This is a genomic window from Sphaerochaeta pleomorpha str. Grapes (genome assembly GCF_000236685.1).
Classification (GTDB): Bacteria; Spirochaetota; Spirochaetia; order Sphaerochaetales; family Sphaerochaetaceae; genus Sphaerochaeta; species Sphaerochaeta pleomorpha.
Genome location: NC_016633.1, coordinates 1,043,989 through 1,060,504 on the forward strand (window position 1 = coordinate 1,043,989; position 16,516 = coordinate 1,060,504).

Below are 16,516 nucleotides of genomic sequence, written 5' to 3' on the forward strand. Positions count from 1 at the left end.
GTTGCACATTCCCATTAGGTCAATCAATATTAATTGCATGAAAGGTTTATTTTACGGTCTTGATGGCGGAGGGACCCGTTGCCGGCTGGCAATATGGGACGAAAACAAACGGCTGATTTATAAAGATGAGGGCGAAAGTTCAAATGTCTATGCAGTAGGATTCGAGCAAGCCAAATCAAATGTACGCTCTTTGCTCGAAAAAGCTGCAAAAAACCCTTTGGTAGAGGTCAGTAAAATACGAGCCCTCTGCTTTGGTAGTGCCGGCCTTGCCCGGGATACCGAAAGAAGCCGATGGCTCAGCTTCTTTGAAAGTCAATTTCCAGAACCGATTGCCCTGTTGCTCTGCACTGATGCAGAAATTATGCTCGCTGGCTCTCTGAACGAACCAACCGGCATTGGGTTGATCGCAGGGACCGGTTCGATCTGCATAGGAAGAAATGAGGACGGGGTTGTCGTACGTGCAGGGGGCATGGGCACAGCTCTCGGAGATGAGGGCTCGGCCTGGTGGATTGCAAAAGAAGCGGTCAGAAGAACCCTCAGGAGCAAAGAAAACCGAGACCTTCCCACTACTATGGAAACAACGATTCACGCTTTCTTCCACCTTGAATCCCTCTATGACTGCATACCCTTCTTTAATGACAAAAGCCTTACCAAATCTGCTGTGGCTGAGTTTGCACCGTTTGTATCGGTTGCTGCAGAACAAGGAGACCAATTGGCCTTGGCAATTCTCGAAGAGGCAGCCACGGAATTGGCATCGCTGGTCAATTCCGTGGAGTCAAGACTCGGAGGGCAATTTTTGCATCGCATCACCTTGGGTGGCGGGGTCTTGGAACATGACAAGCTTATCAGAAAATTATTCCTGGAAAAACTTACCCCGACCTTGATCGTATGCCCAAGCAGGGGAACTGCCCTCGACGGGGCAGGAATACTTGCATTTTCACTGGTACAATAATCTTTGTTGCATGCAAATCATGGAGGAAATATTGTGGAATCATTATGGCAAAAATGAGTGGCAGGGAGAATGTTCTCCAGTTTCTAAAATTTACCGCCTTTTCTATCAGTGCAGGACTTGTCCAGGTTCTTACCTTCACCCTGTTTGAACAACTTTTCAAGCTTCCCTATTGGCCCAGTTACCTTACCGCCCTGATTGCGAGTGTGGTATTCAATTTTACAGTCAACCGACGTTTCACCTTCAAGAGTACCAACAACATTCCCAAGGCAATGATGCAACTTGCAATCTACTACCTTATCTTCACCCCGCTCTCGACCTGGTGGGGCGATGCTTTGGTCTCAATAGGCTGGAACGACTACCTCGTACTCGGAGGAACCATGGTGATCAACTTCATCACTGAGTTTTTGGTAAACAGATTGGTTATCTATAGGAATTCCATGAATACCCGCGTAGAGGCCGTAGCACATACCAGATAGTACACAGAAGCACTGACAAGCAAAAAGTGTCCCGAAGGACACTTTTTTTATGCTAAGGTATTTTTAGAGCAACGCTTCAATCTTTTTGGTCACGTCCCCGAGGTCATGGGTAGGTTCAAACCGGGTAACGACATTGCCTTCCCTATCAATGAGGAACTTTGTAAAATTCCATTTGATCGAAGGGTCTTTCTCATAATTCGGGTCTGATTTGCTCAATATATCAACAAGGACTGGCCCGATTTTGTGTTTCAGGTCAAAACCTGCGAAACCCTTCTTGCTTTTCAGATATTTGTAAAGGGGATTGGCATTCTCACCGTTGACTTCAAGTTTGCCGAACTGGGGAAACTTGGTCCCATAGTTCAACTGACAGAACTCATGGATTTCCTCATTGGTTCCAGGAGCCTGTTCTTTGAATTGATTGCAAGGAAAATCGAGAATTTCCAAGCCTTTGGAGCTCAATTTCTCATATATTTTTTCCAATTCTTCGTATTGGGGGGTAAATCCGCAACGGGTTGCAGTGTTCACGATAAGCAATACCTTGCCTTTATACGACGAAAGGGAAACTTCCTTACCTGCCCTGTCCTTTACTGTAAAATCATATACACTCATATTAAACTCCTTATATATTGTCCACTATTAAATCAATCACAATCTATATTATGACAATATACCTCCTTCCCTCAGATGTCAAGGGAAGGAAATAAGAAAGCTATAGATAAACCTAAATCATTCCAAACGGAAAATGTGAACCCTCAGGCAAAAAACCTAGTTCATCCAGCTTTCTTTCTCGTCAACAACCGTGTAATTCTTCTTTTCATCCATCGATACTTTCACATTTCCGTCATTGCGAGTCAGGTGATACGCTGCGCCGTATTTCTTATAATTATTATACACTGTCATACTCGATACGTCATCGTGCATGGCAACCACGACGGTAGCTTTCAGATTCTTTATCCACTTCAAGGAATTGGAGGTATCGCCACCATGATGATTTGCCTTGGCAACATCAGACTGCAGGGCCTCACCGTACTTCATCACCAAAACCCTCTCCTGCGGAACATACAAGTCACCGGAAAACCATGCCGTCGATTCCCCGTAGGAGAATTTCAAGGCCAGTGAAGTATTGTTTACAAACTGGGTACTATTGTCCGGATAGTTCGACGGATAGGTAATTTCAAGAGAGGGGTTGAAAACCTCGACGGAAATCTGGTCTCCGAATGAAAAGGCATCACCCTCACTGAGCATTTCAACAGGAATATTTTTTTCACTGATTGCAGAGACAAATCGTCTGTAGATATCAGTAGGATATTCAAGCGCAGTACGATACACCTTTCCGATAGGAAAATTCTCCGCTATTTCGGGAAAACCACCGATGTGGTCTATATGCGGATGGGAAGCAACAAAATAATCAATTTTCTCTATGCCCAACGCGTGCAAGGCATCGACTACCTGCCTTCCACTCTCAGGATGCCCGCAATCGAGGAGCATCACCTTACCATCAGGCGAGATGAGTACAGTAGAGTCCCCGCTCTTGTCCGTTGCCTCAGCGCTTACCTCCAAGTCTAAAAAATACAGGTTGAACTTTCCGGCATCCCGCGTAAAGACATTTTGATTCCCAGCTCCAAAAGCCAACAGGGGAAGCAGTAGCATAATAAGGAGAAAAAATTGGATCTTCAGTGTTTTTTTCATTTTTGTTTTACCCAGGCTGCAACGATGTCAGGGAAATCAGTAATGACCCCATTGACACCCCACAGCGTAACCTGCTCAAGGCTTTTCATATCGTCAACCGTCCATACGTTCAAGCCAATTCCATGTTCCTTGCAGTCTTGGACAGTTTCTTCTGTCAGAGAATTGAAATCCGGATGATAATATTCCATACCGAAGGTCTGTGCATAATATCCGATGTTTCCCATCCCAGCCTTTCCGACCAGAAGACCACAGGCAATTTCAGGTGCGATTTGTTTTGCACGCAGTACCGTGGGGTGGTTGAAAGAAGAAAAAATCACCTTTTCCTCCAAATGGAAATTGCGAACCATTGCAATCAGTTTTTCTTCTATACGCGTATAATAATAAAGGTTTGTCTTTATCTCTACATTCGTGAATATGGGCAAGGGGCTCACCCATTGGCAATACTCCTCGAAACTGGGAATACCAGTAAACCCATAGGTATCACCAAAGACAGAACCTGCATGGATCTGTCTCAGTTCAGACAACGTGTAGTCTCTGACAAATCCTTTCGCATTGGTAGTCCGGTCAAGCATCTCATCATGGATTACCACCAACTGGCCGTCCTTGGATAGATGTACATCAAGTTCAATGCCGTCACATCCTACTTCGTAGGCTTTCTTGAACGACAGCATGGTGTTCTCCGGGTATCGGCCAGAGAACCCCCTATGTCCAACAGTTTTCACGTCTCACCCTTCCCTTGCTTATTTCATTGCGGTTTTTTCATAACCGGTAAGCATATATTTCTGGAAAATAAAGAATAGGACAATAACAGGGAGGACAGCCATCACAGCCCCAGCCATAATCTCATGGTTGTTCATCGTATCCTGGCCTGCAAAGGTATTCCGAAGTTGTACCAAACCAACGGTCAGCACTCTTCTCACTTCATTCTTTGCAATGATTTTAGGCCAGAAGTAGCTATTCCACCCGCTGGTAAAGGTTACGAGGGTAATGGTGATGAGCGTTGACTTACACATCGGCACAAGAACGCGGGAAATGATTCCAAGCCGACCCATTCCATCCATCTTTGCCGCCTCGATATAACTGTCATCGACGGATAGGAAAGCCTGCCTCATCATGAAGATATAATAAGGTGAGACAGCCTCGGGGAGGATCAAGCCAAGGAAGGTATCGGTGAGTTTCCAATGGGCGAACATTACATACAAAGGAATGAACGTAACCTGAAGGGGAATCATCAAGGCTCCCAGAACCAAGACGAACAGAAGGTTTCTGCCCTTGAACTTTCCTTTTGCGAATCCATAGCCAGCAAGGACTCCGGTCACTACCTGGCTCATGACAATTCCAAAGGTCATGACAATGGTATTCAGATAGTACTTACTGAAATTGGCCTTTTGGAACACATTGCGATAGTTCTCAAAATGCCACTCCCTCGGCCAAAAAGTTGGTACGGTCAACAATATTTCTTCCTGTGACTTTACCGATGAGATAACCATCCAATAGATGGGGAACAACATCACCAAGGTGATGCCAACGGCAAGTATGAACTGGAGGACTTTCATGGTTTTCCTTCTGGAAACCGCGCGCTGGTTCAGTAACAGCGCTTTTTCATTTTCGACCGCTGTTGTTGAATCATACATCATAGTTCACGCTCCTATTTGAGACTTTCATTGTTGCAGCAGTGAGGGCCAGGAGAATGACAAAGAAAAAGACAGCTACGGTAGAAGCCCTATCCATCCTGAAATCAACCATGGCATATTTATAAATCATATAGACAATTACCTCTGTCGAACGATAAGGTCCACCGGCTGTAAGAACATCAACTGACTGGAAGACCTTCATTGCTGAGATAAACGTAGTTACAAAGAGAAAAAGGGTTGTAGGGGAAAGCAGGGGGATTGTAATTTTGGAGAACTTTGTCCAGGAAGTAGCCCCATCGATGGAGGCAGCCTCATAATAGGTTTTGCTGATTCCCTGCATGGCTGCAAGGTAAATCATCATTCCATACCCTATTGTCCTCCAACCGGTCAACATCAAAATGGAAAACAGGGCGTTGTTTTTATCCCCGAGCCAATTGACCTTAGTGCCACCTATTTTGGCAAGGAAATAATTTAAAATACCATTATCCTGATTGAGGATCCAAATAAATACAACGGCTGCCGAGGACATGGCTACATATTTTGGAAGAAAGACTACAGCGCGCATAATCGAGAATGATTTAGAAAGACGGTTGAAAACCAAAGCCAGTAACATGCCACCAAAAAGGGTAACAAACAGTTCCCCAAGGGTGTAGAGAAAGGTAACCTTTAGCGAGTTTAGCAAATATTTGGTACCAGACCCCTGGAACAGCCATTTCCAGTTCTTGAACCCGACGTTCTTGAAGTTGTCGTTAATAAGGTTCCAATCGGTAAAACTTATCCTGACAACCTGAACAACCGGATAATAAACAAATATACTCAGGAACATCAGGGCCAAAAAAACAGTCGAAAAGTCTTTGACCTGGGCACTTGCGCGGTGATTTAACAGTGGTTTCATGCTAGGGATTCCTTTGGAAAAGCAATGGAAGAAGCTCGTACGGCACAGAATAAGCCTGTGCCGTACGATATTGAACAAGTTAAGAAACAGGACCTAGAGAGAATCAGACAATACTTCGTTTATCTCTTCGGCCATGAGAGGAAGCTGTGCACTGACATCCCCACCCTCAATCATGAGCTGATCGAGATAGGATTTCCAAATCGTAGCGAGTTGGTTCCAACCTGGATGCTGGATACGGGGATTGATCTCGTCAAGATTATCAAATACACATTTGAAAGCCGGTTTTCTGCTGAGGAAATCCAAACCTTCCTGGGTATTGAGTACGGAGTTTCTGGTAGGAATATATCCAGTACCGTCAGCCCATTTCATGTTGACATCTTTACCGATCATATACTGGAGGAACTGCCAGGATGCATTTTTGGTTTCCTGGTCGTTCTTCGCAGGGATCAAGAGGACACATCCGCCAATCTCTGATTTCTTGGTTGCGGCACCGGGAAGCCATGCCATCCCTACTTCGAAATCCTTGCAAAGTTTTACATAGGTGTTATACAGGGAGCTGGTATGGATTACCGAGAAAGTCTTCCCATCAATGAAGTTCTGCCTCATATTCGAGGAAGCACTCGTACCGGAAGCCCAATACGTATACCCTGAATTCACCCATTTCTGAATGGTCTTGGTCAGATCTTGTGATACTTTTCCATCCAAATCGGTGGACACTCTGTCAGCGTTTACGATTTTGACTCCGGAATTCAGGAACAAAGGTTCAAAATACCATTGGTCCCAACCAGGGAATACGGTTGCCCAACGTTCTGTACTTCCATCAGCAGCGATTTTGGAAGCTGACTTCATGAAAGCATCCATATCGGAAATCTTCGAGGGAATTACAATTCCTTCGGCATCGGCCATGTCCTTGTTGTAATACATCACCTGGGTGGAAATCAGGAAGGGAAGAGAAACCTGTTGGCCTTCAAAGCTGGAAGCGGTAATCATGCCTTCACCAAAGTCATCGATATCATAGCCGGTTGCCTTGATATACGGGTTCAGGTCTTCACAAAGACCACTTTTGCCATATTCCGCTACATAGGGAGTATTGGCGACAACCAAGCCGGGAAGACCTGTTCCTGCAGCCTGTGCAGCTACGAGCGTTTCATTGACTGTTGCGTAGTTCCCGATATATTTGGCCTCTACGGTAACCTTATCCTGTGAGGTATTGAAGCCATTGACAATTTCATCGACCAACGGCCAATACTGCTGCTCAAGGGCATGCCACCATTCAATCGTAATCGGTGCGGTTACTTCGTACGATACAGAAGCCTTTGTACTCTCAGCTTTGGTTTCGGTTGCCCCACCGGCAAAGACGAATCCGCTGATTACACAAAGTACGAGAACGAGAACTAATCCTTTTTTCATGAAAAAAACCTCCAATAGTATTCTTTCCGTTTGCAGTAGTCTAAGGCGGATGTATCCTGCTGTCAAAGAAAATTATACCGATTGGACTCAAAACAATGATTTATTTTGTATATATTGAGAATATTTAACAAAAATTGAATACAAACAATACAAATACGACCATAAAAGTACCGTATCTATTCATTTTTCAACAGATGTACGTATTTCTCATAGAGAAACGAAAGGAAAAACGACGAGAGCATAGCACTGAAGCCAGTACTCACAAAAATAGTAATCGGAACGTAATATAAAAGAACTGCCTGCAAAGCAAAAATAACCAAAAGGGTCACCGAATAGTGCAGGTTTCCCAGACCGAGGATAAACGAGCGCTTTATGGTTTCCATGACAGTCAGATTATATTGTACAAGAAGAGGGAATATATGGACCATCATGACTAATGCGATAAAGGAGAGAGAAAGGAGAGCAAAGAAGATGACATTTCCGAGCAAACTGCCCATTTTTCTGGTAATCCAGATATCGAAGAGAAGAAAAGCGGAAAGGGCCACCATGCAAGCCCAGAGAATCGTAGCTTTCTTGAAGTTCTTTCTGAATGCGGCAAAGAAAGTTTTTCCTACATATCCCTCCTCGCCCTTCACCAGTTGCAGGGTATATTGATAGAGGGCTACCGTAGAGGCACCCATCGTTACCAAAGGGATACTGGTTGCAAACCAGAGAAACCCTGCGTATGCGACATTGAAAAACTTTGTCATGAATCTCCAAAAGGGATTTTCCTGATCGAACATACCATTTGACTGCATAGAGACCTTCCTTCACTTGCATTTTACCACAGGGTTTTCCAAGAAGGAACTCACAAACAAAAAGAACAAGGTATTCTGAGGTTCCCTGCATGCTATTTTTCCATCCACCTCCCCTTTTTTATCAAGAATTGAACATGGTAATCGTCCTACCCACCTTCGAGAATGTCACTCTTTGCTGTATACTTTGTTTATCGATATAGTTACATACAGGAAAGACAGTTTATAGCTGTATGGAAAAAGGAAGGATTGGACATGAAAAAGACCAAAATACTCTTACTATCGTTGGTTTTAGTATCTGTTCTGGGAATTGGAAATCTCTCAGCAAGAGAAAGCACCGTTGCAGTTGGTATTCAAGCGGGCTTTGTGGCAACAGGGGTCGTGCTCGACTTACAATTGGGGAGTCTAGGATTTAGTGCCGGTCTCAATTATCCGATTGGGTATACCTATATCGCTTCACTTGCAGAGGCTTCAGACGAAGATCTCTTTGCCAATGCTGCTACAGTAACCGCCGATATAACCACTGCATTTGACTTGAGCGATTCTTTTTCCCTGAAAGTCGGAATCTGTACTATCGCACTCACAAACTTCGGCCCAACCTTTGGAGGAGTCGCAGGTCCTTGTCTGAAAGGCGAGTACTGGATACCTAACAAAAGAACAGGACTGTTCGTCAATCTCAATGCACCTGTGATGCTCTATGGAGTAGCTGTTTCGGAGTTCGGTGAATCTGATTCCGCAGTTGTATTCAGCCCCTGGCTTCCCCTGGCTGGATTGTTTACTACAACCTTTGGAGTTCTTTACGGGTTCTAAGAAAGGCTTTGCAGTATAGTACCCCAATATATATCCAGTGATACTGGATATATATTTTTTACCATTTTTTTCACAAAATTATTTTCATACAGTCACGAAATATTGACAACCAGCACATTCTGTACAAGGATAGATCATGGTGGGAGATAAAAAATGCCCTTTTTCATTCCGACAAATAGGATTCCCTTTTCTGGTAGAGACCTATTTTTTTATATGCATTTTTTACCCATACAGAGACCCCTACCCTTCAGAGACTAACAACCAATACAGGTTGGAATATACATCCTTCCTCATATAGCAATATTCCCTACTTGGTACGATTTTTTTTTGCATAGGCAAAGAGACTAGGAGAAACAAAAGGCATTTGTAGCAATGGAGGTTTTGTATGGCAAAGAGTTCACCACGTATGTCGTATGCATTTTGCAAAAGAGGATTTGTTGTAGTGGTTATCCTACTTCTTCTCTGCAACCCTGCCTTTGCGAAAGTGAGGAAAGCAACCTCTCGGGTACTTTCCATTCCCTATGATGTAGTGACTACCCGCAAAGCCAACTTCAAGCCCGGCGACATTCTGGGAACCCCTTTGATCAGCATGACTATCAACAATGATGAAACGCCTGCCTTCCTCCTGCTTCAGCTTGACATTGATTTCGGCGGTACGTGGGAGAGTGAATCTGCGAGTGTTGAACTGGTCAAAAAATTTGCATCCAATGAGAATCTCACGTTCTCGAATACCGACCTCCTGGATTATGTAGCGGATATTCGCAGTGGGCAAACAAGCGAAGGGCTTATGGATGCCGTAGGGATTTCAAGCTTTTCCGATGCAGAGACCGTCATCTCAAGTATCACCTCCTTTCCTGAAGGCACCTATACCATTGGCCTGAAGGCCTTTGAAATCACTCTCTCGGACCCAAACAATATAAGATCATCAATCATACAACAAGGCTCTGCGCTCAAATCGGAAGAAGTAACTTTCAACGTCGTCACTATTGGGTCCATCTCCATTCTCAAAACCCCGACCGTCGAGGATCCAAGCCTTACTTTTCAAGTCCCGGAGATTCCCTTTTACAACGATGCTTCCATTGCGACCAATTCAAGCACCAAAGTAACCATAACGGGAGCAGGGGTTTCAGAGACCCTATCCAAGAACCATGGCCGAAGCAGGGCTGCCTTTTCCACGGCAATCAAAGGGTACCCATCGGATCTTCCTGACGGAGAAGTCACCTATGACCTATCCTCAATTCCCTTTAGGGCAGGAGAACGATATACAGTAGCAATAGAGTACAATGATGGATATGGGTATTCCATTACCTCAAAGACCATTGCCCTGACCTCCTTTACAGCTCCAAGGCTGACAACTTCTATTGACACAACCTCACCTTATCAACCGGAATTCGTCTGGAATTTCTCCGGCCTTGACTACACCCCCTGGGTAAAGGAATATAGGATTTACCTCAACGGGAATTACCTTGGGTACACAACGGCAAATAGCTATAGCGTGAGCTCCCCACTTTCCCCAGGTACCGCCTATAGCTGGTATGTCATGCCAATAAACAAAGACGGGACGCCCTTCTTCTCATCCCCCTCAGCCCTGTCAAAAAGTTTTACCACCAAAAACCATGACCAACTGGAAATCCGACTTATCTCCCCGAATTCGAACGCAACGCTTCTTACAGGTGAATCATATACTTTCGAGGGGATTGCAACCTTCTTTGATGAAGCCACGCAAAAAAGTGCAACCTGGAAAATAGGTACTGAAAGTAAAAACGGGACAGCGATCAACTACACACCCACCAAACGCTATACGGCCAACTCACTGGTAGCGCAACTCAACGTGACAGACTCGCTGAATTTGAGCAAGAACTCTGCCAATCTGTATTGCACGGTACTTGACCCTGCAATAGCGATAGAGGGAGGAAGTTTCCGTACCATTAACAAAGAAGTATCCACTTGGTTGTCCATCGACTCGCAGAAAACCAGGGACCTACAAAAGGTCGAATGGTTCGCCAATGGCGAACTCTTGGGGACGGGAAACCAGATCAACCCCTCCTTTTCGGAAAGCAAATCCTATGATATCTATGCAGAAGGAACCAGTATTGCCGATTTTGATGGCAAAACAAAGAGTGTGCAGTCACCCACGATTAAGGTTACCGTTGTAGGGGAAGGTCCCGTAATCTCGATTACCCGTCCGACTTTTGTAGTGGAAGTCCCGGTGGGCAATTCCCTTGAACTGCTTTCTGAAATTTCCCACGAAAATGAATTGAGTTCGGTTACCTGGTCCATGACGGGAACAGAAAACGGAAATCTGGGGACTTCACCCTCCAGGGCAACGTTTACACCAAACAAAGAGGGAGAATATACCATTTCTGTCCAGGCAGTGGATATCCATGGCAAGGATGCCACGGCTTCGATCAAGGTTATGGCCATAGATCCCAAAATAAGTTTGACCAGCCCGACAGCAAACACGGTCTTTGCCCTTAATTCCATATTGACTCCGGTTATACAGGCGCCCAATGCAAAGAGAATCACTTGGTTTGTAAACAACAGGGAAATCCCAGGGACTTCCCTTGCCCTTTCCTCTTTCGGGATAGGCACCTACGAACTGTATGCAAGGGCATCCTGGGATGCCGTCGATTCACAGGGAAACCCAAAGGTTTTCACCAAGGACTCTTCCAAGATTACCTTTACTGTTAAAGATTTGGTGCCACCCTCTGTCACGATACAATTCCCTCGAAACGACATGCAGCTGAAAACAGGGACTACCTATACTTTGCAAGCCTCAGCCCAGAGTTCCTCGCTTCGTCAATCCTGGTGGGAAGTCGAGGGGGTAAGACTCGGCTCAAATACGTTTACCCCTTCCCCTTCTTTGGGAAAAAAGGTCCTGACCCTCACCTACAAGGCGCTGAACAGTGACGGCATTATTGGGTCCAAGAGCGTATCAGTGAAACTTGCAAACCCTGCAGTCTATCTTACAAAACCTGCCTCTTCCTCCTTCCTGGTAGGATCTACCATCCCAATAGGGGCCTCGGTCGTTGATGGGGAACTCTTTTGGGTCGTAGATGACAAAGAAATAGCAGACTGGGATAAAACCATAGGGACAACAGGAAATCACACCATACAGGCAGGATGGTCCCTCAATGCGGTGGATTCCAACGGAAACCAAAAAACCTTCAAGGAATTATCAGAAAAAGCCACTGTGACCGTTTTCAGTGACAAACCGCCCCAGATTATAGCAAAAACCCCAAGTGAAGACATTATCCACCAGCTTTTTGATGTCCCGGTTATCTTTTCAGTGACAGCGTCCAGCGAGAATACCCTGGAACAAACCAAATGGAACATCTACAGCGAGGGAACTTCCATCCGCGAGGTTTCAGCTACCAGCATTTCCCACAGGAGTTGGGCTCCTGGCCTCTACACGGTGAAAGCAGAGGTTTCCGATGCCCAAAACCTTTCTACTTCTCATGAATGGACAGTAAAAATCATCAATCCGAAAGCAATTATCACTTTCCCTGAAAGGGGAATGACGTTCGCAAAGAACCAGGTTCCCGTCCCAGTAGTTTCTACAGAGGATGTGAGTTCTTACACCCTTACGGTGGATGGAAAACCAGCAGGTCCCGATTTCAATTGGAATGGGCTTGCACTCGGAAATCATACCCTTGTGGCAACCGGTTCCTATTCGGTATTGGGCAAATCAGGCTTGCAGCAAACAGCCGGTCATACCGTTTCCTTCTCCATCGAGAACAGGACACCCCCATCCTTCGAAGCTGAGGGTTTCCATGACAACGACAGGATTGTCGCCGGCCTCAGGTACAATTTCCAGGCTTCGGTTTCGAATGGAGAAACCCTACAATGGTTTAAAAACGGTTCTCTTGTCAGCTCCTCGAGACAATATTCCTTTACCCCTATTGCTTCAGAAAAAACCATCGAGCTGAAGCTGAGAGGAAAACTGAACAACCTTACCGTGGACAAGACCTACAACCTGAACGTCATAGACCCCTTTGTCAGCATCACGATTGCGAAAAACCTATCGATAAACAACCTCTATGCCCCGAATACCCCCATCCCTTTGCAATATGAAGGAAGGGATATCGACAGAGTACAATGGAGAGTCGACCTCAGACCCTACACAGGACAGTCGGTCAGCTTTAGCCCGGGAATGCACAGTATTGATTTGGAAGGGTATGCCACCCAGGTCAGGCTCCCAGACGGAACGCTTGGCGATTATATGCCTACAAATACTAACGGCATAACAGGAAAAGACATACAGGTAGCAGAGGTCTTCAGGGCTTGGGACCTTTCATTTGAAAAAAAGGCATACACTGGAGAACCGTTAATGGTGGCAGTCACAACTACCAGTGACGAAAACTTCGGAGAACTTATCGATTCTTTGACCTACCTGGTGGACGGAAAGCTCTACAAAGAAGAGAAAAAACCTTTGCTCAAGAGCATTACGGTCAGTGGATTGGCAGCAGGTCCCCATACTATCGGGGTCATCTCTACCGATATCTTCAACAACCAGTGGAAGATCGAAAAACCGGTCATGCTATACAACCCCCTTACTCTTTCGATCTCCCGCCCGACAGAAGGGGAACGGATTTCTCCCGATACCAATATAGTTGCATCAATGCAGATAGAAAGCGGAAAACCTGAACTTATAACCTGGAGGAACGGTTCCTCAATTCTTGCAAACAGCAACAATGCAACGGTTTCCGTTGGGAAACTACCAGCAGGTAGGCAGACTCTCTCGGTAAGTGCACGGGACCCCTTGGGAAAAATCGTCTCAGCCTCGGTGAGATTTGAGGTACAGAGCGATTTCCAGCTCAATCTCATCCAACCGAATCGTTTTTTGGAAACCTTGGTCGGTAACCCAGTGACGTATCTGGTTGGGGTAGACAAGGTTGCAGGTTCAACAGTGAATCTCAGTGATGCAGCGAAAGACATCCATTGGCTGGTAAATGGACAAGATACCAATCAGACAGGTCTTTCCTATGTCTTTGATGCAGAGCAAGTCGGCCTCTTTACCATCCAGGCCCGGTACTCCTCCAACAATATGGTCAGGACAACGGCCGAACAGAAGATCACAGTAAGGGATATTGCCCAACCTGTGATTACAAAACCTCTCAATGGTGAAATGTTCACGTATCTGCCTATGCAGAGCATTCCTTTGGAAGCACAAGGAGAACAAGGGGCAACGTATACTTGGATGATCGGCGATACTGTCATTGCAATGGGTGCAAAGACCTCCTTCAATCCCGAAGGCCGGACAGGACTTCAGCAAATCCGCCTCGTGAGCACCTCTTTCAACAAGACCAAAGAAAGTCTTGCATCCATACATCTCAAGTTGAACACCGCACCAAATCTCGATCTCAGCGTTCCATCGATTCAGTATACTGGCGATACTCTCGCTTTGACAGCGTCTGCTTTTGACGTTGAGGACAAGGTAACAAACCCGAACATTACCTTTAGCCTGGATGGAATCCTTTTGCAAAACCATACGCAAAGAATCCTCTCCGATGCAGATATCGGGGCCCATACGCTCACCGCAAGTACTACAGATTCTTCTGGCACGACCACCACCAAGCAGGCCGTTTTCAACGTAGAATCGAATCGTATCCCCTTGGCTATCCAATCGCCACGGGAGGGGGAAACCTATTACAAGGAATTCGCGATACCGCTGATTGCCTCGTTAGGGGAAGGAGGAGGCCCCAGTGCAAAGAATGGGACCTTTACCTGGACTGTGCAGTACCTTGACAACCCAGCGGTTGCGAAACAGGTTCTGAGTGGTAATTCGCTCTCCTTCACCGGTAAATCCTTGGGCAATGCAGAGGTTATCCTCTCCTTTGTCGATGGAAAGGGAAAGGAACGGGCACGTCAGAAAGTGTCCTTCCAGATTAAAAGCGAACCGTTGAAACTCAGTATAAACTGGCCCCATGGCTCGGTTGTGAATGCCTCGCAGGCTTTGCATCCCCAACTGTTAGGGTTGCCGGACAACGTAGGGAATGGGACTGTTTTTTGGAACCTGAATGGTATGCCCCTTGCCTCTATCTCGGACCTGAAGGCTCCCGATTTCCCTGGTTTCTATACCCTTTCATCCCAATATGTCACTGAAATCTCCAGCGACAAAGCCTCGATTGGATTCACGGTCAATGGCAAACCCTCAATCACGATAACCAGTCCCCTTGCAAGCGAACCCTATAAAGCCGGGTCCCCTGTGGTTCTCTCGGCCAAGACAGAGGACGACCAGAGCCTTATACCCACCATCGTTTGGACCAAGGAAGACCAGACAATCCTCGGGGAAGGAAATCCTTTGATCCTAGAATCCCCGGAGGCAGGACTAACAAAAATTACAGCTACTGCGACAGATAGCTACGGGGCGAAAGGAATGGCAACGGTTACGATGCAAGTCTACAATCCGATCTCGGATATAACCTGTTTTGTAAACAATGGCCAACCTACCTATCTTGTTGACCAGAATACCCCACCCCTTACCCTGAAGACCCTTTTCAGCGGAGGGATAAATCCCCTGGTGACCTGGCGCCTGCAACAGGATAACAGGTACATGGAGAAAACCGGCAAGGAGGCCTACTTCGTCTTTGGGGAACTTTCCCAGTTTGCGAGGAACCCTGCCATGCTTACGGTCCTGGTCACCGACACCAGTACAGCAGGTGGTACAAGCGGGGAAATCTATAGGAAAGATTTCCCGATACTGCTGACTTCAGAGGCAACTGCCATGATTACGAGCCCCATAGCGGGAGATGTACAGCGTATCGGTACTGATGTACCGCTGCAAATGGCATTGACCGGTTTCAAGGCTCCATTGTTCACGATTATGGTAAATGGCAAGGTGGTGAACACAAAATTTGAGCCCCTTGAGGGGAATCTGCTCTATCAGGGTATCCTGGAGAAGTCCCTGTTCTCTGCAGAGGGGGTCTATGAGATAGTGGTGACTGTAAGCGAAAACGGAATAGTGAAATCCGATGCACTGAGCCTAAACCTCTATGGGATGCGCACCGGAATCTTCGTGGACGATGCCCCGCAAGCTTTTGCCCTATCAGGCGAATCCAAACGTATTGAAGCGGTTGTCTCTAACCTTCCCACCATGGATGCAATCCAGTGGAGAACCGATTTGCAGGCAGAACCTGTGGCAACCGGGCCAATTCTGGATCTCAAGGAGGCAGGTCTAAAACCAGGAAATCGTTCGATTACCGTAGAAGCTCTCTCAGGCGAAGAAGTTTTGTCCTCGTTCACGTTCCCGTTAAAGGTTACCGGTTTGATGTCCATCAAGGTAGAACCCGATGAAAACCTGATGATCCTCATGCGTGGGGCAAAAGTGAAACTTTCCGCTTCGGCGCAGGACACAGAAGGTAATGAACTACCACAGGAAGCAATCACCTGGACTTCCCATCTCGATGGCCTGGTTGCCACGGCAAAGGTACTGGACTTCTCCCTCCTGCCCAATCTGAAAGCAGGGGTGCATGTGTTCACCATAACGGCAACAGGAATCGATGGGTCAACCGTTTCTGTTTTGAAACAGGTTCAAGTCAATGTCGAAGCAGCACAGCCGGTGCAGGACCAAATGCAAGCCAGCGGCAATGGCGGGCAGCCGAACGGAATCCAAATACCGCAGGGGCCTATCCTGAATATGGAGCCACCTCCGGTCATGGATTTTGGGGCGGGAACCCCAATCCAGAATGCTGCTCCCCCGTCATACTTCAGTGACCCCTTCGGTCCCGGACCCGGGGGCAATCCGATACCTAACGATCTTTCTTCCGGCATGTCAAGCTTCTTCAATTCGTATGGGGGTGGCATGGGAGGATTTGGCGGCAACATGGGCGCTTTCGGCGGACCAGGATTCTAAG

At 46.4% G+C, this 16,516-nt stretch carries 11 protein-coding genes; 4 read left to right on the forward strand and 7 right to left on the reverse strand.

All coding sequences use genetic code 11. The annotated features are described in order from the left end of the window. The first annotated feature begins 37 nt into the window (after positions 1 to 37). On the forward strand, positions 38 to 952 hold the full coding sequence (locus SPIGRAPES_RS04720; protein ID WP_014269629.1) for an N-acetylglucosamine kinase: 915 nt from the start codon (positions 38 to 40) through the stop codon (positions 950 to 952). 44 nt (positions 953 to 996) lie between these two features. Beyond that, positions 997 to 1,428 (forward strand): GtrA family protein, encoded by a 432-nt coding sequence (locus tag SPIGRAPES_RS04725; RefSeq protein WP_014269630.1) that lies wholly within the window; start codon positions 997 to 999, stop codon positions 1,426 to 1,428. Positions 1,429 to 1,491: 63 nt separating this feature from the next. Here the strand turns inward: SPIGRAPES_RS04725 and SPIGRAPES_RS04730 are convergent, their stop codons facing one another. From SPIGRAPES_RS04730 to SPIGRAPES_RS04760, 7 genes are all read right to left on the reverse strand, one after another. Next, positions 1,492 to 2,037, reverse strand: a complete 546-nt coding sequence (locus tag SPIGRAPES_RS04730; protein WP_014269631.1) for a glutathione peroxidase — start codon at positions 2,035 to 2,037, stop codon at positions 1,492 to 1,494. Positions 2,038 to 2,193: 156 nt separating this feature from the next. Further along, complete coding sequence (locus SPIGRAPES_RS04735) at positions 2,194 to 3,117, reverse strand: ComEC/Rec2 family competence protein (protein WP_014269632.1); 924 nt, start codon at positions 3,115 to 3,117, stop codon at positions 2,194 to 2,196. Beyond that, positions 3,114 to 3,839: a glycerophosphodiester phosphodiesterase gene (locus tag SPIGRAPES_RS04740; protein WP_014269633.1), complete on the reverse strand. Its 726-nt coding sequence runs from the start codon at positions 3,837 to 3,839 to the stop codon at positions 3,114 to 3,116. Before SPIGRAPES_RS04740 ends, SPIGRAPES_RS04735 begins: the two co-directional genes overlap by 4 nt. Positions 3,840 to 3,857: 18 nt before the next feature. Then, entirely contained in the window at positions 3,858 to 4,754 is an 897-nt protein-coding gene (locus tag SPIGRAPES_RS04745; protein ID WP_014269634.1) for a carbohydrate ABC transporter permease, read from the reverse strand. Further along, entirely contained in the window at positions 4,744 to 5,646 is a 903-nt protein-coding gene (locus SPIGRAPES_RS04750) for a carbohydrate ABC transporter permease (RefSeq protein ID WP_014269635.1), read from the reverse strand. Before SPIGRAPES_RS04750 ends, SPIGRAPES_RS04745 begins: the two co-directional genes overlap by 11 nt. Positions 5,647 to 5,739: 93 nt before the next feature. After that, on the reverse strand, positions 5,740 to 7,056 hold the full coding sequence (locus tag SPIGRAPES_RS04755) for an extracellular solute-binding protein (protein ID WP_014269636.1): 1,317 nt from the start codon (positions 7,054 to 7,056) through the stop codon (positions 5,740 to 5,742). Between the two features lie 176 nt (positions 7,057 to 7,232). Then, on the reverse strand, positions 7,233 to 7,853 hold the full coding sequence (locus tag SPIGRAPES_RS04760) for a YesL family protein (RefSeq protein WP_014269637.1): 621 nt from the start codon (positions 7,851 to 7,853) through the stop codon (positions 7,233 to 7,235). Between the two features lie 252 nt (positions 7,854 to 8,105). On the opposite strand from SPIGRAPES_RS04760, the gene SPIGRAPES_RS04765 reads away from it, so the two are divergent. Then, a complete protein-coding gene (locus SPIGRAPES_RS04765; protein ID WP_014269638.1) occupies positions 8,106 to 8,660 on the forward strand; it encodes a hypothetical protein in 555 nt (184 codons plus the stop codon). A gap of 385 nt (positions 8,661 to 9,045) precedes the next feature. Then, positions 9,046 to 16,515 (forward strand): hypothetical protein, encoded by a 7,470-nt coding sequence (locus tag SPIGRAPES_RS04770; RefSeq protein WP_014269639.1) that lies wholly within the window; start codon positions 9,046 to 9,048, stop codon positions 16,513 to 16,515. The last annotated feature ends 1 nt before the right edge of the window (position 16,516 follow it).

Bases quoted from the DNA above. Each gene is read 5' to 3' on its own strand.
- SPIGRAPES_RS04770 (WP_014269639.1), top strand. From the start codon at position 9,046: ATGGCAAAGAGTTCACCACGTATGTCGTATGCATTTTGCAAAAGAGGA.
- SPIGRAPES_RS04730 (WP_014269631.1), bottom strand. From the start codon at position 2,037: ATGAGTGTATATGATTTTACAGTAAAGGACAGGGCAGGTAAGGAAGTT.
- SPIGRAPES_RS04765 (WP_014269638.1), top strand. From the start codon at position 8,106: ATGAAAAAGACCAAAATACTCTTACTATCGTTGGTTTTAGTATCTGTT.
- SPIGRAPES_RS04720 (WP_014269629.1), top strand. From the start codon at position 38: ATGAAAGGTTTATTTTACGGTCTTGATGGCGGAGGGACCCGTTGCCGG.
- SPIGRAPES_RS04735 (WP_014269632.1), bottom strand. From the start codon at position 3,117: ATGAAAAAAACACTGAAGATCCAATTTTTTCTCCTTATTATGCTACTG.
- SPIGRAPES_RS04760 (WP_014269637.1), bottom strand. From the start codon at position 7,853: ATGCAGTCAAATGGTATGTTCGATCAGGAAAATCCCTTTTGGAGATTC.
- SPIGRAPES_RS04755 (WP_014269636.1), bottom strand. From the start codon at position 7,056: ATGAAAAAAGGATTAGTTCTCGTTCTCGTACTTTGTGTAATCAGCGGA.
- SPIGRAPES_RS04750 (WP_014269635.1), bottom strand. From the start codon at position 5,646: ATGAAACCACTGTTAAATCACCGCGCAAGTGCCCAGGTCAAAGACTTT.
- SPIGRAPES_RS04745 (WP_014269634.1), bottom strand. From the start codon at position 4,754: ATGATGTATGATTCAACAACAGCGGTCGAAAATGAAAAAGCGCTGTTA.
- SPIGRAPES_RS04725 (WP_014269630.1), top strand. From the start codon at position 997: ATGGCAAAAATGAGTGGCAGGGAGAATGTTCTCCAGTTTCTAAAATTT.